17 protein-coding genes are annotated in these 18,015 nt (G+C 67.8%); 9 read left to right on the forward strand and 8 right to left on the reverse strand.

Annotation, left to right across the window (positions count from 1 at the left end; all coding sequences use genetic code 11):
- Positions 1–3: 3 nt before the first annotated feature.
- Positions 4–651, reverse strand: a complete 648-nt coding sequence (ctaE, locus tag DNK54_RS00835) for an aa3-type cytochrome oxidase subunit III (protein WP_110205069.1) — start codon at positions 649–651, stop codon at positions 4–6.
- A 65-nt stretch (positions 652–716) separates the two neighbouring features.
- On the opposite strand from ctaE, the gene DNK54_RS00840 reads away from it, so the two are divergent.
- Genes DNK54_RS00840 through trpD form a run of 3 tightly spaced genes read left to right on the forward strand, consistent with a single transcriptional unit; the run spans position 717 to position 3,190 of the window.
- The gene (locus DNK54_RS00840; RefSeq protein WP_239459838.1) at positions 717–1,709 is read left to right on the forward strand and encodes a cytochrome c oxidase assembly protein; all 993 of its coding nucleotides are present in this window, start codon (positions 717–719) and stop codon (positions 1,707–1,709) included.
- A 42-nt stretch (positions 1,710–1,751) separates the two neighbouring features.
- Positions 1,752–2,162, forward strand: a complete 411-nt coding sequence (locus DNK54_RS00845) for an Rv3143 family two-component system response regulator (protein WP_110205071.1) — start codon at positions 1,752–1,754, stop codon at positions 2,160–2,162.
- Positions 2,159–3,190 carry an anthranilate phosphoribosyltransferase gene (gene trpD / locus DNK54_RS00850; protein WP_110205072.1) on the forward strand — a complete coding sequence of 344 codons (1,032 nt, stop codon included), beginning with the start codon at positions 2,159–2,161 and terminating at the stop codon, positions 3,188–3,190. Before DNK54_RS00845 ends, trpD begins: the two co-directional genes overlap by 4 nt.
- Before the next feature lie 18 nt (positions 3,191–3,208).
- Here the strand turns inward: trpD and DNK54_RS00855 are convergent, their stop codons facing one another.
- From DNK54_RS00855 to DNK54_RS00865, 3 genes are all read right to left on the reverse strand, one after another.
- Positions 3,209–5,962, reverse strand: coding sequence for an Ig-like domain-containing domain (locus DNK54_RS00855; protein WP_162602255.1), 2,754 nt, complete (start codon positions 5,960–5,962; stop codon positions 3,209–3,211).
- A 294-nt stretch (positions 5,963–6,256) separates the two neighbouring features.
- Positions 6,257–6,535 carry an Lrp/AsnC family transcriptional regulator gene (locus tag DNK54_RS00860; protein WP_110205074.1) on the reverse strand — a complete coding sequence of 93 codons (279 nt, stop codon included), beginning with the start codon at positions 6,533–6,535 and terminating at the stop codon, positions 6,257–6,259.
- A gap of 9 nt (positions 6,536–6,544) precedes the next feature.
- Positions 6,545–8,299: a DEDD exonuclease domain-containing protein gene (locus DNK54_RS00865; RefSeq protein ID WP_110205075.1), complete on the reverse strand. Its 1,755-nt coding sequence runs from the start codon at positions 8,297–8,299 to the stop codon at positions 6,545–6,547.
- A gap of 90 nt (positions 8,300–8,389) precedes the next feature.
- Here DNK54_RS00865 and DNK54_RS00870 point away from each other — a divergent pair, with 90 nt between their 5' ends.
- From DNK54_RS00870 to DNK54_RS00895, 6 genes are all read left to right on the forward strand, one after another.
- Complete coding sequence (locus DNK54_RS00870) at positions 8,390–8,644, forward strand: hypothetical protein (protein ID WP_110205076.1); 255 nt, start codon at positions 8,390–8,392, stop codon at positions 8,642–8,644.
- A 52-nt stretch (positions 8,645–8,696) separates the two neighbouring features.
- Positions 8,697–9,983: an NYN domain-containing protein gene (locus tag DNK54_RS00875; protein ID WP_110205077.1), complete on the forward strand. Its 1,287-nt coding sequence runs from the start codon at positions 8,697–8,699 to the stop codon at positions 9,981–9,983.
- A gap of 79 nt (positions 9,984–10,062) precedes the next feature.
- Entirely contained in the window at positions 10,063–10,329 is a 267-nt protein-coding gene (locus DNK54_RS00880) for a hypothetical protein (RefSeq protein WP_239459839.1), read from the forward strand.
- A 265-nt stretch (positions 10,330–10,594) separates the two neighbouring features.
- Positions 10,595–11,590, forward strand: coding sequence for a C40 family peptidase (locus DNK54_RS00885; protein ID WP_110205078.1), 996 nt, complete (start codon positions 10,595–10,597; stop codon positions 11,588–11,590).
- A gap of 46 nt (positions 11,591–11,636) precedes the next feature.
- Complete coding sequence (locus DNK54_RS00890) at positions 11,637–12,818, forward strand: hypothetical protein (protein WP_110205079.1); 1,182 nt, start codon at positions 11,637–11,639, stop codon at positions 12,816–12,818.
- On the forward strand, positions 12,815–14,053 hold the full coding sequence (locus tag DNK54_RS00895) for a M48 family metalloprotease (protein WP_110205080.1): 1,239 nt from the start codon (positions 12,815–12,817) through the stop codon (positions 14,051–14,053). Before DNK54_RS00890 ends, DNK54_RS00895 begins: the two co-directional genes overlap by 4 nt.
- A gap of 432 nt (positions 14,054–14,485) precedes the next feature.
- On the opposite strand, the gene DNK54_RS00905 is transcribed toward DNK54_RS00895, so the two are convergent.
- The 4 genes from DNK54_RS00905 to DNK54_RS00920 all read right to left on the reverse strand — a co-directional run bounded on the left by DNK54_RS00905 (position 14,486) and on the right by DNK54_RS00920 (position 18,015).
- Entirely contained in the window at positions 14,486–14,689 is a 204-nt protein-coding gene (locus tag DNK54_RS00905) for a Flp family type IVb pilin (protein ID WP_239459840.1), read from the reverse strand.
- Positions 14,690–14,834: 145 nt separating this feature from the next.
- Positions 14,835–15,497 (reverse strand): response regulator transcription factor, encoded by a 663-nt coding sequence (locus tag DNK54_RS00910; RefSeq protein ID WP_110205082.1) that lies wholly within the window; start codon positions 15,495–15,497, stop codon positions 14,835–14,837.
- Positions 15,494–17,083, reverse strand: a complete 1,590-nt coding sequence (locus DNK54_RS00915) for a sensor histidine kinase (protein ID WP_110205083.1) — start codon at positions 17,081–17,083, stop codon at positions 15,494–15,496. The genes DNK54_RS00910 and DNK54_RS00915 overlap by 4 nt, the downstream gene beginning before the upstream one ends.
- Positions 17,080–18,015, reverse strand: a complete 936-nt coding sequence (locus DNK54_RS00920; RefSeq protein ID WP_110205084.1) for a type II secretion system F family protein — start codon at positions 18,013–18,015, stop codon at positions 17,080–17,082. The genes DNK54_RS00915 and DNK54_RS00920 overlap by 4 nt, the downstream gene beginning before the upstream one ends.

Here is an 18,015-nt window from a genome sequence, read left to right on the forward strand (position 1 = left end):
GTGCTACTTGATCAGGTAGATGGTCGCGAAGAGGCCGATCCACACCACGTCGACGAAGTGCCAGTAGTAGGACACGACGACCGCGCTGACCGCCTGCTCATGTGTGAAGCGGCGCGCCATGTAGGTGCGGCCGAGCACGAAGAGGAAGGCGATCAAGCCGCCGGTCACGTGGATGCCGTGGAACCCGGTGGTCAGGTAGAAGACGGAGCCGTAGGCGTTGGAGGAGAGCGTCACGCCCTCGTGCACCAGCTCGGCGTACTCGGTCGCCTGACCGCCGATGAAGATCGCGCCCATGATGAAGGTCAGGATGAACCACTCGCGCAGTCCCCACTTGTTGACCTGCAGCAGGGAGCCGGTGCGGCCCACCTGGCCGCGCTCCGCGGCGAAGACGCCGAGCTGGCAGGCCACCGAGGAGAGCACCAGGATCGTGGTGTTCGCCGTCGAGAACGGGATGTTCAGCAGCTCCGTCTGGCTGGCCCAGAGGTCCGGGCTTTGGGCCCGGATGGTGAAGTAGCAAGCGAACAGCGCGGCAAAGAACATCAGCTCGCTGGAGAGCCAGATGATCGTTCCCACGCTGACCATGCCAGGACGGTCGTGATGCCCGTGAAGACGGGACGCCGGAATCGCAGTTGCAGTCGCCACGGGCCTCATTATGTACGTATCGGTTGCCGAGGGCACCCCGACCCCCGGTTTGTGGGCGTCATAAAGTTCACATCGTGCTTGGAGTCCTTCAAATCACCGCGTCACCGGCCTCTGCCGACCTCCCTGAGTTCACCTGGAGCAAGGCCGTCACGATGTGGTCGATGGACCCGTTCCTCTTCGTGGTGGGGGTCTGGGTCACCGGGCTCTACCTGTACGGCGTCCATGTGCTGCGCCGTCGCGGCGACGACTGGCCGATCTCGCGGGTCCTCTGGTTCGTGGTGGCGGGCATGGGGGGCTTCTTCCTCGCCACCCAGGGCGGCATCTCGCGCTACGACACCGTGCTGATCAGCACCCACATGGTCCAGCACATGATCCTGTCGATGTGGGTGCCGCTCGCGCTCGCGCTGGGCGCCCCGGTCACGCTGGCGCTGCGGGCCCTGCCCGGGAGCACCCGCACGGGACCGAAGAAGGTGCTGCTCGCCGTACTCCATTCTCGGGTGGCGAAGGTGCTGTCGTTCCCGCCCTTCACGCTCGCGCTCTACGTGCTCTCGCCCTGGGCGCTCTACTTCTCCGGCTGGTACGACGCGTCGCTCACCTCGGAGTACGTGCACCAGATGATGCACATCCACCTGGTGCTCGTCGGCACGCTCTTCTTCTGGCCGCTGTTGGGCCTCGACCCGGTGCCTGGCCGGGTGAGCCATCCGATGCGTCTGCTCCTGTTGCTGCTCACGCTGCCGTTCCACGCGTTCCTCGGCATCACGATCATGGACCAGAAGACCATCATCGGCGGAGACCACTACGCCTCCCTGCGCGAGGGGCCGATGGCCGACTGGCTCCCGTCGATGGCCTCCGACCAGCATCTGGCCGGTGCGATCCTGTGGGCGTCGGGCGACGCGATCGGGATGATCTTCTTCGCCACCTTGTTCGCCCAGTGGGTGCGGTCGTCGATGAAGGAGGCCGAGCAGGTGGATCGGCGTCTCGACCGGGAGGAGGCGCGCGCCGCTGCGCGGGCGGCCCAGGAGGGTGTGGCGAGCGACTCCGGACCGGGGTCGGCCGCCGACCAGTGAGCCCCCGCGACCGCCGGGCTGGACGCGGGCTACCATCGCGGGGTGACTGACACCACTGCTGCGCGCCTTCGGGTCCTGGTCTACAGCGACGACGTCAACACGCGGGAGCAGGTGATCCTGGCGCTCGGTCGACGGCCGCACCCGGACCTGCCCGAGGCGGAGTACGTCGAGGTGGCCACCGAGCCGGTCGTGATCCAGCACATGGACTCGGGCGCGATCGACCTGGTGATCCTCGACGGTGAGGCGGTGCCTGCGGGTGGGATGGGCATCGCCAAGCAGCTCAAGGACGAGATCTACAAGTGCCCGCCGGTGCTGGTGCTGACCGGCCGCCCCCAGGACGCCTGGTTGGCCACCTGGTCTCGCGCCGAGGCAGCCGTGCCGCACCCGATCGACCCGTTGCAGCTGGCTGAGGCGGTCGTCGGCCTGCTTCGCCCGCGTGTTCCGGCCCGATGACGCCGACCTGGTCGCAGCTGCTCACCGACCTCGTCTCGCGGCAGGACATCTCCGCCGACCGGGCGGGTTGGGCGATGGGGGAGATCCTCGCCGGCGAGGCGACGCCTTCGCAGATCGCGGGCTTCGCGGTCGCACTGCGCAGCAAGGGTGAGACGGTCGAGGAGGTCCGCGGCCTGATCGAGGCGATGTTCGCCAAGGCGGCACCGCTGACCGTGTCCGGGCGCGCGCTCGACGTGGTCGGCACCGGAGGTGACCGCTCCTTCTCGGTCAACATCTCCACCATGTCCTCGATCGTGGCCGCGGGCGCTGGAGCACTGGTCGTCAAGCACGGCAACCGCTCGGCTTCGTCGAAGGCCGGTTCTGCGGACGTCTTGGAGCACCTTGGCGTGCGTCTCGACCTCAAGCCGGACGAGGTCGCCACGGTTGCCGGACAGGCCGGCATCACCTTCTGCTTCGCGCCGATCTTCCACTCGGCGCTCCGGCACGCGGGCGCGACCCGCTCCGAGCTCGGGATCGCGACCTTCTTCAACTTCCTGGGGCCGCTCGCCAACCCGGCACGCCCGGCGGCGCAGGCCATCGGCTGTGCCGACCTGCGGATGGCCGAGGTTCTGGCGGGAGTCTTCGCGGCGCGTGGCGTCGATGCGCTGGTCTTCCGCGGCGACGACGGACTCGACGAGTTGACCACCACGACCACCTCGCACGTCTGGGTGGTCGGGGAGGGCGGCGTACGCGCGGAGGTGCTGGATCCGCGTGCCCTGGGGATCGCCCCGGCGACCGCCGAGGCGCTCCGCGGTGGCGACGTGAGCCACAACGCCGATGTCGTACGCCGCGTGCTCGCCGGCGAGACCGGCCCGGTCCGTGACGCGGTGGTGCTGAACGCCGGTGCTGCGCTCGCCGTGCATGGTGGGGCGGTCGACGACCTCACCACCGCGATCGCTGCCGGTATGGAGCGCGCCGCTCAGGCGATCGACTCGGGCGCGGCTACCGCAGCGCTCGAGCGCTGGGTTGCCGCCTGCGCGGCGGTCTGAGCCGCCGCGCACACGGATTCAGTAGACGCGCACAGACCATGAGTAGGGCGTGAGGCGGTTGCCCTTGCGGTCCTTGATCGCAGAACTGAGCTTGACGGTGTAGGTCTTGCCCTTCTTCAGCTTCTTGGCAGGCTTCAGGGTGGCGGTGACGCCCTTGTACTTGACTTTGGCCTTGAGGGCCTTCTTGCTGCCCTTGACGTAGAGCTTCATGGACTTCTTCGAGACCCCGTTCACGGGCTCGTTGAAGGTGGCCTTGAAGGAGTTCTTGGCCTTGGCGACACTCCGGGGTGTGACCGAGGCGACCTTCGGTGCGTTTCCGTCGGTGTAGAAGGTGCGCCATCCAGAGGTGCCGATCGGGTTGCGGCGCGCGTTCCTCGCGGTCACGCGCCACTGCCAGCTGCCGTCGGGAATGACCTTGTCGTTGGCCCACCCGAGCGCGGGAGTGCTGATCGTCGCCCAGTTACGTGTGCCGGACGTGCTGCGGATCTCCAGCTCATAGCTGCTGGCAGCACCGACGGGCGCCCACGAGAAGCGTGCCCCGTCGGCTTTCACGTCGACCTTGTCGCTGGGACTCAACAGCTCGGGAGCGGACCCTGTGACTCGGAAGCTACCGGTGCGGCTCCACGGTCCCTTGTTGCCACTGGCATCCGCGCGGCGGACTCTCCAGACGTAGGGCACATTGCTCGCCGGCAGTTGGCGGTCCCAGGTGAAGGCGCTCTGCGTTGCCTTTGCAGAGACGACCCGATTGACGCTGGAGAACGCCGTGTCGTTCTCCTTGTAGATCTCGATGTCGTAGCTGCCCGCGAACGCCTGGGCCTCCCAGCGGAAGGCGTCCAGGCCGCTGATCGACTCGCCGTCACCCGGGGAGGTCAGCTGCACGGCGGCGGTCGACTTCTGGAACGTCTGCACGGGCGACCAGGTCAGCGCGTTGTTGTCCGCATCGATCGCCTGCACACGCCAGTAGAGGTTCCCCTCCGGGTAGAGCTTGTCCGGTGCCGTGTAGGTGGTCTGGTCGACGGTGGCATTGGTCAGGGGACTGGTGAAGCTGGGGTTGTCGGCAACCTGGATGCGGTACTGCTTCGCCGCCTGGTTGCTCTTCGCGCCGCGCCAGGCCGTGGTCTGGTTGGTGGCGAGATAGTCCGCCCAGTTGAACGTGACCTCGCTGGCGCCGGTCACCACAGTCGAATCCACCTGGACGGACGGAGAGACCTTGCGGAACTGACCGGTGGCCATGCCAGGGATCGATATCGGGCTCGGTCCGCACTTGACGACGGTTCGGGAGGTCCGTGCACATGCGCGCACCATCCAGTAGTACGAGCCGCCGGCCTCGCTGTCGGGGAAGGCGGACTTCTCGCTGGCCATCGTCGGTGCCCAGATGGTGTTGCTGGTGGATGCGATCTTGGCTACCGGCTCAAGGAGTTGGGTGAACTCGCTGTCCTCGGCAAGGTAGATGCGGTACTCGTTGGCACCGGGGACAGCATCCCACCTGAAGACCGGGGTCGATGGGACGTCTCCACAGATGCTCGGGCTGCGGTCGGTGCACTGCTGGCCGGCGGCGAAGCCGGTGCCGGTCAGTGCGATCGACTGCCCCGTGACGGGCGAGGTCGGTGCCGCGTCCGGGACCACCACGCCCGGGTCTGCCCAGGTGAAGGAGCGCGTCTCGGAGTAGATCCCTTCGACGCCCGGCGTCTTGAACGGCAGGTCGAGGGCGCGGACGCGCCAGTAGTAGGTGGTGCCGGGTTCCTTCGGGTAGCACTCCTCGTGCGGGATCCGGATGACACCGGTGCCCCTCGCCTCGTCCGTGGCATAGGCGAACGGGGTATAGGTCGTGCCTGCCGTCTGGCAGAGCTTGGAGGTCGAGAAGTTGGCATCGGTGCTGAACTGGATCTGGTACTGCGTCGCATGCGGAACCGGGGTCCACTCATAGAAGAGCCCGCTGGAGGTGCTGGCTCCGTTGCTCGGATGCACCAAGGTCGGCGCGTCGGGCCACGAGCGACGGAACGTCTGGGCCTCGAGCGGCCACTCCGGAGCCTGTCCGTTCAGGTCGACCGGACGCACCTGCCAGAAGTACTGGTTGTTGTCATAGGTCACCGCTGGTGAGTAGCGGGTGCCCAGGACCTTCGTCTGGGTGTCGATGATGGTGTTGAAGTCCTGGTCGAGTGCAACCCGTACCTGGTACCACTTGGCTCCAGGGACCGGTTCCCAGTCCATGACAACGTCCTGCACGTCGGCTCCGGTGTCGACCGGTGTCGGAGTCGGGAGGGGAGTGACCTTGAAGCTCGCGGCCTCGGAGAAGGCGGACTCAATGCCGCTGGCCTTGATGGCCTTGACCCGCCAGAAGTAGGGCGTCTGGGTTGCGGTCAGGGCCTTCGGATAGAGCAGCGTCGTGGTCTCGGTCTTGAATGAGTCCACGCCCACGAAGTCGTCCTCACGATCGACCTCCACGACGTAGGAGGTTGCTCCGGCCACGGGGGTCCACGAGAGAAGCGGCGGGTTGTCCGGTTGCTCAAGCGTCTCGCCACTGGCGGGGCTCACAGGGCTCGGTGGGGCGAAGTCGGCGATGAAGAAGGACGTCTCGCTCCAAGGGCCCGCCGTGCCTGCCTTGTCGAAGGCCCGCACGCGGACATTCTGCTCTCCAGCACGTAGGAGCTTCGTGGGCACGGCGCTTGTGTTGACCGTCGTCAGGGAGAGCTCAGGGGAGCCGAAACCCGGGTCGTCGTCGATGTGGACCTCGAACTTGGCGGCTCCGGTCGGTCGCGTCCATGAGATCACCGGCGTGTTCTCCTGCACCTCGCCGGTAGGGGAGAGCCCACCAGGTGCTCCCGGGGCCGCATGCGCGGGCAAAGAGGTGAGTGCTCCCACCCCGAGGACTGCTGCACTCAACGCAGCAGAGACACGAAGGCGTGACAGACACGTGGACATGACTCCCCCTAGAACCGCCGGACGTGCGGTCACAGTAGGTCACGCGGAGGTCGTTCATCGTGGGCTCTGGAGGGGGATGGCCCGATCGGGCCATGCGGAGATGTCCAGGTGGTGCGAATTCGCCGCCTGGTTCAGTCGAGTGGTTTAGTCGAGCCCGAGTGAGAACGCCGCCTCGAGGTCGTGACGCGAGAAGGTGCGGAAGGCGATGTGGGTCTCGGTAGAGGTGACGCCTTCGATCTTGTTGAGGCGGTCGGCGATCACGCCGGCCACGTCGTCGATGTGACTCACGCGCACCAGGACGATCAGGTCTATCTGGCCCGTGACGGAGTAGACCTCGCTGACGCCTTCGAGAGCGGCGATCTGCTCGGCCACCTCGGGGATCCGGTGGACGTCGGCGTTGACGAAGGCGATGGCGGTGATCACGGCCTCACCTTACTGCCGGGATTCGTCGAAGGGGACGAGCGTGCGGCGGGACGCCTGCGCCGCGTCGTACAGGGCAAGGTGCCGTCCGGCGCCACCCATCGGGCAGGTCCACTCGCCTTCCACGTCGACCAGCCGGATCCCACCCGACTCCAGCCAGCGCAGAATCGACTCGGTCTCCTCCGCTGAGGCGGCGGGCACCGGCCCGGGGCCGGCGAAGACCGTCTCGGCCTCGGCCCTCAGCTGCTCGACCCAGCAGTGCGCATCGACGCCAGGGGGAATCACTCCCGCGGCCGCCAGGCGGCCGTGCCGGACCACATGCACCGCCCAGCGCCCATCCTCCTCCCGGCGGGCTGCGATCAACTCCGGGCAACGGGCAAGGGTGCTCAGACGTTGGGTGCGGGAGGCAGCGCGCAGGAAGCTGGCCAGCCGATCACGATGCACGCTCGCCTCCTCGAACCGCTCTTCGGCGACATAGCGCTCCATGCGCTGGTGGATTGCTTCAACCACCTGATCGGGGTTGTGGAGCAGCGCATGCCGCAGTTGGCCGACCACTGCTGCGTAGCCCTCCTGATCCACTGAGCCATCGCACGGTGACAGGCACCGGCCCATCTCGCCGAGCGCGCAGGCGGCGCGCTCGGGGGAGAGGCCGAAGCGGTCGGTGCATTGGCGCACCGGGAAGGCATCGTGGAGGGCAGCCAAGCATCGTTCGGCGGTGCGTTTGCTGGCGAAGGGCCCGAGATAGTCGGCACCGTCGTCGAGCACCTTGCGCACCAGTGAGAGCCGCGGCCAGGGTTCTCGGGTCAGTTTGACGAAGTGGGTCTTCTCCGGGAAACGGGAGCGCTTGTTGTAGCGCGGCTTGTGCTGCGCGATGAGTCGAAGCTCGCGCACACGTGCCTCGAGCGGCGTCGCACACTCGACGGCGTCCACCCGTGCCGCAAGGCGGACCATCTCGCTCATCCGCGTCCGCGTCTCCGACGCCGTGAAGTAGGAGCGCACACGGCTGCGAACGTCGCGGGAGGTGCCGATGTAGAGGACCTGGGCACGGTCGTCGCGGAAGAGATAGACGCCGGGGGCGTGGGGGAGCGGCTCGGCGAGGTGTCGCTTGCGGCGCTGGGCGGGGTCGACCCGCGCCGAGTAGGTCTGCAGCTCCTCGAGGGTCTGCACTCCTTGGCCTCCTAGGCGCTCCATCAGACCGTGCAGTACGTCGACGGTGGCGCGGGCGTCGGAGAGGGCACGGTGGTTGGGCGTCGTGGCAGACCGGAAAAGTGACGCGAGCGAGGAGAGCTTGCAGTTGGGCGCCTCGTCGCGGCTGATCACGCGACGGGCGAGCTTGACGGTGTCAAGCACCTCGAAGGCCGGCCATGGATGGCCGAGTTCGTCGGCGAAGTGCTGGAGGAAACCGACATCGAACGGCGCATTGTGGGCGACCAGCACGGTGCCGCGGGCGAACTCCAAGAATGCGGGCAGGGCCGAGTCGATCGGCGGCGACGAGGCGACCATCGAGTTCGTAATGCCGGTGAGCACGGCGATGAACGCGGGGATCTCGGTGTGGGGATTGACCAGGGTCTGGAACTCGCCGAGGACCTCGCCGCCGCGCACCTTGACCGCGCCGATCTCGGTGATCCGCGACCCTGCCTGCGCCGAGCCGCCGGTGGTCTCCAGGTCGACGACGGTGAAGGTGATGTCGTGCAGGGGGCGACCGAGTTCGTCGAAGGTCCGTTGCGTCTCCCAGCGGGGACGCGCACCCTGCCTGGTGCTGCTCATGTCGGGGACCGTAGTCAGAGCCTCCGACACAACTCGTCCGCCACGCGGAATAGGCTGCACCTGACGACCGTTCGACCATGAGGAGTTCCCGTGACTGCATCCCTTCCCGACGCGACGAAGCGCTGGCGGTGCGCAGGCTGCGGCAACTTGACCCGGTTCGACGTCACCCGGACTCGTCGGACCACGGAGTTCTGGCACTTCGACCTGTCGGGCGAGCCGCAGGTCGAGAGCACCGAGCTGCTGGCCGAGACGGTCGAGACGGTGACCTGCCGGTGGTGCACCCGGACGGACGCCATTGAGCTGGTCGACCGCAACGCGGTCGAGGCCGACGCGGCCGGCAACTGAGCAGCAGAGCGAACCGGGACGGAGCACTACCAACGACGCTGAGAGGGGGAGCATGGAGACCGAGCAGTCGACACCGGCTCTCCCTGGGCAGGTGCGCGCCCGAGTCATCGCCTGGGCCGCGGAAGCGCTGCCCCTGATTGCCGAGCCGCCAGCCGCCTTGAAGCGCGTTGCGAGCTTCGCCCCTCAGCGCCGAGCCAAGCTCGGCGGCAACACGATCGCCGCTGCGCTCGAGGCCGACGACGACTTCCGCCAGCACCTGGCGACCCAGGTGCTGGCCACTCACGGCGAGTTGGCAGAGGCGGTGGTCGCCGGATCGCCGCCCGCGGCGGCAGACCCCGTGGACGTCGCTGCACTGGCCTGGTTGGGCCGTCCCGAGGGATGGGTGCCGATCTACGAGGACGCCGTACGACGAGTGGCGGAGGCCGCGGCACCCCGCGACGACGGTGCGATCGAGCGTCTTCGGGAGCGTCTGGAGGCCAGCGAGCAGCAGGCCCGGGAGCAGCGTGCGCGCAGTCGGGAGCGGATCGACGAGTTGAAGTCGGAGAACAGCAGCCTGCGCCGCAAGCTGGGTGAAGCGCGTGCCGCCCAGCGAGCGGTCGCCGCGGATGCGAGCCAGGCCGGTGAAGAGGCGGAGCAGCGGGTGACCGCGGCTGAGGCGACGGCCCTGGCGGCCGAGGCGGAGGTACGCCGCCTACGCGGGCAGGTCGAGGAGTTGCAGCAGCAGGTGACGGCGCAACGCCGAGATGCCCGCTCCGAGCGTGATCAGGTCACGTTGCGAGCCCGGCTCCTGCTGGACACCTTGCTGGACGCGAGCCAGGGCTTGCGCCGCGAGTTGGCGTTGCCGCCGGTGACCGGAGCGCCGGCGGAGGAGTTGGAGGCCCGGATCGCCGCGGCGCGCGGACCGACGGCCCACGAGCACCGACCCTCGGAACCGATGCTCTTGGAGAACTACCTGGCTATGCCGCGCGTTCGCCTGCTGGTGGATGGCTACAACGTGAGCAAGGAGGGATGGCCGGGCTCCTCGCTGGAGGCCCAGCGGATCCGCCTGCTCAACGGGATGGCGGCGCTGATCGCTCGGACGGGTGCGGAGACGACGGTCGTCTTCGACGCGGCGGAGACCACCAACCGACCGCTGGTGAACCCGCCTCGCGGCGTGAAGGTGCTCTTCAGCCCGACGGGAGTGATCGCCGACGACGTGATCCGCGACCTGGTCGCAGCCGAACCCGAGGGCCGGCCCGTCGTCGTCGTCACCTCCGACCAGGCAGTGGCGCGGGACGTACGCCGGGCGGGTGCCCGGGTGGTGGGCGCCGGGTCGCTGCTGGGGCTGCTGACGCGCTGAGGGGCAAGTGTCGGAGGGTGGTGTCACGCTCCCGTCGTGCCGGGAACTTCCCCTCCTGGCCCGAGAGAGGAGGTCCTCCGTGACCCAGCAACACCACCAGCAACACCAGCACCGCCCCTATCTTCCGTTGATCCAGGATGACGCTACCCGCGTCGACTGCGACACCTGCGTGGTGCGCGGACCCGCCTGCCACGACTGCGTGGTGAGCGTGCTGCTCGGTCCGCCGCCCGAACTCTCCTTCGACGAGGAGGAGCGCCGCGCGCTCGAGGTGCTGGCGGCTGGCGGCCTGGTCCCCCCGCTGCGCTTGGTCACGCCGGTGACCGAGCCCGTCGTGGACTCCGCCTGATCACGCACTGCTGAGGCACGTGTGTCTTGTGTGACCTGTGAGACGCAAGTGACGCAAGGAATCCCGATCAATGACCGGGATGCGTTTGGTGGCACCGAGGTGAGCGACTAACCTGATGCCGACTTGGTTGCCCGTACCAGTTGGTCAGACCGGACCGGCTCGGGCGCCGCGCCGGTTCCGGTAGCGGGAGTGGGGGTGCTCCCGCCAGGCATATGCGTGATCATGCCGCGGGGATCGACGTCGAGAAAGAGGAGAACGTCAGCTCGTGCCTTCTGCACGGTTGCGGCTCATCGCAGGGCTCGCTAGCGCTACCACTGTCATCGGGACCATCCTCATCGCGGGAGTCCCCAGCAACGCTGAACCTGACATCGATGATGTCCAGGCGAAGGTCGACCGTCTCTTCCACGAGGCGGAGCAAGCCACCGAGCGTCACCATGACGCGCAGCTTCGGCTGACCGACCTGCAGGCGGACCTCAAGGATCTGCGGACCGACGAGAGGGCCCAAGCCGTCAAGGTCGCCGACCTGCAGGCCGAGGTGGACCAGTCTCTGGCTGCGCAGTACGAGGGGCAGTCTCTCTCGGCCACCGGTCGGCTGGTGCTCTCCGACGACCCCGCGGCCTTCCTCAGCGAGCTGACCGCGCTCTCTGCCTACAACGACTTCCAGTCCCGCACGGTCGACGAGCTGGAGCGCGAGCAGCAGACCTTGGAGCTGCGCCGTGAGGCGACGGAGGAGCGGGCAGAAGAGCTCGCCGACGTCGAGGAGACCCTCGCCGACGAGAAGGCGACCGCGGACAAGAAGCTTGCCGAGGCGAAGGACCTGCTCTCGGACCTCAAGGCCGAGGAGGCCGCCCGGGTCGCTGAGGCTTCCCGGTCGGGCAACTCCACCCGGATGCCGACCGACGTCAAGGCGACAGGCAGCGCGGCCGCCGTCGTGAAGTTCGCGCTCTCCCAGCTCGGCGACTCCTATGTCTACGGCGCTGCTGGTCCCAGCGCCTGGGACTGCTCGGGTCTCACCATGATGGCCTGGGCGCAGGCCGGCGTCGGCCTGCCGCACAGCTCGCGGGCGCAGCAGGGCTACGGCACTCCGGTGTCGTCTGACAACCTTCAGCCAGGTGACCTGGTCTTCTACTACAGCCCGGTCAGCCATGTCGGCATCTACATCGGCGGCGGCCGGATCGTGCACGCTGCGAACCCGAGCACCGGTGTGGTCATCTCCGGGGTCTTCTCGATGCCCTACTCGGGCGCCGTACGCCCGGGCTGACGCCCTGGACACCCGCACTTCTCAGACCGGCCACCCACGACGTTGGGTGGCCGGTCTGGTGCTTCCCGGGGTGCTCCTCCTCGCGAGCCTGGTGGGCTGCGACGACAGCGCTCCGCTGGAGGACGCACCGACCGCGGTCGCAGTCGATCCTGCGGCCGCGATCGAGGTTCTCGAAGAGCTGACCCGGGCGGTCGCCGAGCGCGACACTGCTGCGGCGCCCTGGCCGTCGTACCTGGTGACCAACGCGGAGGCTGCCGACGTCGTCGACTTCTCGGTGCGCTACCTGACTGACGACTCGAGCGTCTCCCAGGGACTTCCCGGGGGACAGTGGGCGGCCTCGGTCGAGGTTGCCTGGCGTTTCCAGGGGCGTGATCCCCATGCCGCGCATGCTGAGGTGACGGTGATCTTCGACGGCTCGGGGAGCGATCTTCGGGTGGCTGCCTTCGGCGGCGGGGCGCGGGTGCAGCCGCTCTGGCTCTCCGGGCCGGTGACCGTGCGTGCTCGTGACAATCTGCTGGTCATGGTCGCCGGCAACCAGCAGGTCAAGGCGCGTAGCTACGAGGAGCTTGGCGCGGTCGGGCTGCGGCAGGTCGAGGCGGCGCTGCCGGACATCCGTACCTCGCAGGGGCTGGTGATCGAGGTGCCGGCCAACGGAGCTGAGCTGGAGCGGGTGCTGAATGCCGAACCCGGGAGCTACGAGGCGATCGCTGCGGTCACGACCACCACGGACTCTTCTGATGCTCCCGGGTCACCAGTGCACGTCTTCGTCAACGATCCGGTCTTCGCGAAGCTGACCGCGCACGGTGCACAGGTCGTCGCCACTCACGAGATCGCTCATCTGGTGACGGGAGCGGCCACTGAGCTCGGCGTCCCGCTGTGGCTCGTCGAAGGCTTCGCCGATTGGGTGGCCTTGCGGCGCAGCACGGTTCCCGATCGGGTGAGCGCCGCGCAGGCGATCGCTCAGGTGAAGGCCGACGGCCTGCCGGGGAGCTTGCCCGCCGATGAGGACTTCGGCTCCCGGACTACTCACCTCGGCGCTGCCTACGAGGTGTCATGGCTCCTGGTTCGGGTCCTAGGCGAGCGCGGGGGCGCCGCGCCGCTGCTGGAACTGCAGAGGCGACTGGCGCGAGGGGCGGAGCTTGAGGTCGCTCTGCGAGCGACCTTCGACCTATCGGTGACGGAATTGGTGGAGTTGTGGCGAGCCGAGTTGAGCAGACTGATCAAGTGACCGCCTCGGAGCGCGATGTCGCGCTGGGCGTGCTGGTCGTCGGGGCGGTCGTCTTCGGCCTCCTGGCCTGGTGGCTGGTGCCGTGGTCGCCCGTCCCCGGGGGAATGCCGGAGGCGGCGCCCGCGCGGGGGACGTTCACCCAGGCCGTGCTCGAGCGCGGTGAGACCTACGCTTCGGGTGCGCGTTGGATCGGTTGGTCGGCCCTCGCAGTCTCGCTCGTCGTGGCAGCGGTCTTCGGATTCACGCGGGTCGGCGCTCGCCTCCTCTCGCGGGGCGGAAGTCGTTGGATCCTCTGGACCGCTGGCGCCGGCTTCGGGCTCACCGTGGTGAGCAGCCTCGCCACCTTGCCTTTGGCGCTCCTCTCCAGGGGCCGGCGGCTCGACTACAACCTGACGCACCAGACGCTGGGCGCGTGGCTTGTCGACCTGCTGCGGGGGATCGCGGTCGAAGGGGTGATGACCGCTCTGGGTCTCGTGCTGCTGGTCGGCTGCGCTCGCCGATGGCGGCGGTGGTGGCCAGCGGTGGCAGCCGGGGGAGCAGCCGGGCTCGTCGTGGTGGGCTCGTTCCTCTACCCGGTCGTCGTCGAACCGATCTTCAACGACTTCTCGCCGATGGCCGACGAGCAGCTCAAGGCGCAGATCCTCAAGCTGGCAGACGAGGAGGGAGTCGACGTCGACGAGGTGTTGGTTGCCGATGCGTCGAGACGTACGACCACGTTGAACGCCTATGTCTCCGGCTTCGCGGGCACGCGCCGGGTGGTCGTCTATGACAACCTCCTCGACAGCGCTCCCGACGATCAGGTGCTCTCCGTGGTGGCCCACGAACTGGCGCACGCCAAGAACAACGACGTCCTTGTCGGAACTTCGCTGGGCGCTGCCGGGGCCGCTCTCGGCGTCGGCCTGCTGGCGTTGCTCTGCTCCTCCGCAGCCGTACGCCGCCGCACCGGGACGGAAGGTGTGGCCCGGCCGACCGTGGTACCGCTGGTGCTGGCGCTGGTCGCGGTGGGGTCGCTGCTCGCCAGCCCCGTGCAGTCCGGGATCAGCCGCAAGATCGAGACTCGCGCTGACGTGGTCGCTCTGGAGACGACCCAGGACCCCCGGGCCTTCATCGCGTTGCAGAAGCAGCTCTGCATCCGCGCGGTCTGCGACCCCACCCCCGTTGCCTGGGCGCAGTGGTGGTTTGGCACCCACCCCACCGTGCTGCAGCGGATCGCCTTAGCACGGCACGCGGGCTGACCGTGGCCGCTGCTGTGGCGACCTTGCTGCGTGCCGCACGGGCGCCAGCGAGAGCACTGAAAGGGTGGCGGATGGGCTCTCGACGCTTGGGGACCCGGCGCGGCATTCGCGGAGCAGAGGCGTTCCTCGCGAGTGCGCACCAGGACCGGGCTTTGCCTAGCAACCGCCGAAGGCGGGACAGACGCGTTCGTAGAGACCCAGGACATCCCCGCCAAGAGCACCCACAGTGACGAAGATGCCTAGGGCAACACCGGAAACAAGTAGTGCGTACTCGACTGCCGATGCGCCGCAGTCGGAGCGATTCTCCCTGGAACGGTCTTCTTCTCGGCGCATTGTTGGCTCATCTCTAGAAACTGGCATCCAGACTAGTCTGCCAAAAATGATGCGGTGGCCGCAGGGATAACCCTGCAGCCACCGCATCGAGGCTCTTGATCAGGCGCCGGCAATCGCCTCGCGAAGCCGCTCGAAGAGGCCGTCAAGGGCGCCGCCGAGAGCGGTGACGGTGATGATGATGGCACCAGCGATGAGGGCAACCAGCAGACCGTACTCGACGGCGGTCGCGCCCTTCTCGTCCTCGCGGTCGGCGGTGACGAAGGCCATCATGTTCGCGTAGAGGGCGATCAGCTTCTCGTTCATGGTGTTCCCCTTTGGTCTATCCCACATGTTCGGTCCGGGCCGGGTGGCCCGCTCACAAGTAGAACTCTGCCGGAGTTGTCGCGGGGGCAACATCGGGCCTTCGGTCGCCGCTGAATAGTTCTTTCGGACTATTCCGACACCATGACTACGTAGGGTTCACCGCCGACAACAGGCCGGTCCGCATCGCGGTGACGAGCGCTTGGGCTCGGTTGGTGGCCCCCAGTTTCTGGTAGAGCTTGGCGATGTGGGTCTTCACGGTCGACTCGCTCATGTAGAGCTTGCCGGCGATGGCGGCAGTGCCCAGCCCCTCGGCCAGCAGGTCGAGGACCTCCTTCTCGCGCTCGGAGAGGCGCGGCCGGTCGTCGTTGGCCCGTCGCATCATCGCACCCGCCAGACCCGAGCAGAGGAAGGTGCGGGGTGAGACCGCAGCGTGACGGGCGGCGCTGACCACCTCCCGGCTGGGCGCATCCTTGCCGACGAAGGCGGAGGCGCCCGCCTCCATGGCGGCGAAGATGTGATCGTCGCCCGAGTGCATGGTGAGCACGACGAGGCCGACTCGGTCGTTGCGCTGCCGGATGGTCTTCACGATGTCGAGGCCGGTGCCGTCGGGCAGTTGCAGGTCGGTGACCACGACGTCGGGGCGGTGCTCGCTGATCACCTGCAGGGCCTGCCCGACGCTGCCGGCGACGCCGACAACGCTGATGTCGTTCTCGCGGTCGAAGGCCCGGGAGAGGCCGGTGCGGATCAGCTCGTGGTCGTCCACCAAGACGACCCGGAGCGGTCGGTTCTCGCCGTCACTCACTGTCATGCCTCCCACTCTGTCGTATTTGCAAGGTGCTTGGGGCGGGACGCCCGATTCAGTTCCACAGAGAGCTCCGTACCCGGTCGGCCATCGCGGTTGCGCAACTCGAGGCTTCCACCGATCCGCCGAGCCCGCTCGCGCATGATCCGTAGGCCGTGCGAGTCGTCGCGACTCTCTTGCAGGCCCCGGCCGTTGTCGATCACGCGTACCCGGGCGTAGGGCGGATGGACCACGCAGGCGACGCGGATCCGCGAAGCCCGGGCGTGTTTCACCGCGTTATTCATCCCCTCCTGCACGATGCGCAACAACTCGGTCTCCACATCGGAGCGCAGCCTCGTCTCATCCTCATCGAGGGTGATGTCGATCGGCAGCCCGGTGCGTGAGGTGATGTGCTCGGCCATCGCGCGCACGCTCTCCCCGAGGCTGAGCTCGGAGGCTGCTTCGTTGCGCAACCCGAAGATGGAACGGCGCAGCTCGGTGACCACGCGCGAGAGCTCGTCGCGCAGTTCCTGGGCGGCCTCCTGCTGCTCGGGGGAGTCTGCGAGGTCTTCCACTCCGTCGATCAGGTAGCCGAACGCGGCAAGGTCTTGAGCTATGCCGTCGTGCAGGTCGCGGGCCAGCCGCTGGCGTTCTTCGGAGGTCGCATCGGCCTGGATGCTCGCGAAGAGCAGGGCTGTGTCCAGCTGGACGGCCTCCGGTCCCAGGCGTTGGGAGAGGTGGTTGAGCGCGGCCAGGGTGGCAGTCTTGGGCTGTCCGAACGCGGGGTGCATGGTGGCCTGGACAACCCCGATCACGCCGGCCTCGGTGAGCAGCGGAAAGGCGAGGTCCGAACCCTGCACCACCGCGCGTCCGCCGCGGAAGACCTGCGTGACCAATCCGTCGCGCAGCGTATGGTCGACACGGACGTCGCCCTCAAGCAAGGGAGTGATGCCGCGCTCATCGCGCGTGAAGACGACAGCGCCCGAGATCGGCACCTCCTCCTTGGAGAGGTCGATGATGTTCTGGGCGATGCTGAGGGGGTCGAGGCCGTCGACCAGGTCGCCGGAGAGGTCCAGCAACCTGGTGATGAGTGAGCGCGCCTCGCGGTAGGAGCCGGCGGTGCTGGACTCCTCGCCCTTGAGGTTGTGCACCACGGCACCGATGGCTCCCAGCCCGACGCCGACCATGAGCCAGGTGAACACGGTGGAGACCAGGTCGACTTCGACCCGGATGCGATCATTCGGCACCGTCGTTGCGACCAATACCATTGCCTCGGCGCCCAGCACCTCCAGGAGGCCCCGGGAGCCGCGCACCAACCCGGCCACGAAGAGGGGGACGCCGAGAGCGGGAAGCAGGACCGGCGACTCTGCCAGCGTCAGGGCGGCGAGCAGGGTGACCAGGCTGGCCTCGATGACCAGCGCCGGCATGATCGGCACTCGGGCGAATCCCTCGACGAAGACCGCAGCCAGCCAGACCGCTGCCAACAGCACGACCGAGAGGATCGGGCCGATGGTGCCGTTGACTGCCACCGGGAGCGCCAGCATGAGCAGCGCGAAGACACGTGCCCCGGCCGTGACCGAGGCATAGCGGGACCGATCGTCCAGAGAGGTCACGTCCGCGAGAAGGCGTCGATAATGCTGAGGATCCCGGGCCCGATCACCACGATGAGCAGGCAGGGCAGGATGAAGAGAATGACCGGTACCATGATCTTGACCGGCACCTGGCCGGCCTTCTCTTCGGCGCGCTGCCGCCGCTTGGTGCGCATCTCTGCCGACTGCACCCGGAGCACTTGGGCGATCGGGATGCCCACAGCGTCGGCCTGCACCATGGCTGCGACGAAGGACTTCAAATCCTTGACCTGGGTCCGCTCACCCAGCGCGCGGAGTGCCTCGCTGCGGCTCCGGCCGATCTGCATCTCCTGGAGGACCCGGGAGAGCTCGCCCGCCAGCGGCCCCTCGGTCTTCCGGGCGACCTGTTGCAGCGCGGCGTCGAAGCCGAGTCCGGCCTCGACGGAGATGGTGAGTAGGTCGATCGCGTCGGGAAGTTCCTTGAGCAGCGCCTCCTCGCGTTTCACTGCGGTGTTGTAGAGCCAGATGTTCGGCCCGAAGAAACCGAGAGCCGCGCCGGCGACGAGACCAAGCAGAATCACGGGGAGCGACATACCTGTCAGGAGGGTGAAGTAGGCACCTGCTCCGATTCCGACGACCGTACCGAGGATCTTTCCCGCAGAGACACGGTCGATGGTCCAGCCGGCCGGGTTTCCAGCGCGGTCGAGCTGCTGTCGGATCCGCTCCGCCTGGTCCGCTCCGGTGATCCGCCTGCCGAGGCCCTGCAAACGTTCAAGGAGCGGGACCAGCACACGCTCCGCGAACGGCTTGTCGGCTTCCTTGCCCAGCTCGTCAGCGGCAGTCGAAGAACCAGTCATCGCTTCTAGAACTTCAAGCGACTTGTTGACTCCCTGCCGCTCGGCACTCAACCCACCCACGGACGAGAAGACCAAGAAGAGCGCGCCGAAGATCAAGGCAGCGCCTACCAGAAGCACCAT

Source organism: Nocardioides daejeonensis (assembly GCF_003194585.1).
GTDB lineage: Bacteria > Actinomycetota > Actinomycetes > Propionibacteriales > Nocardioidaceae > Nocardioides > Nocardioides daejeonensis.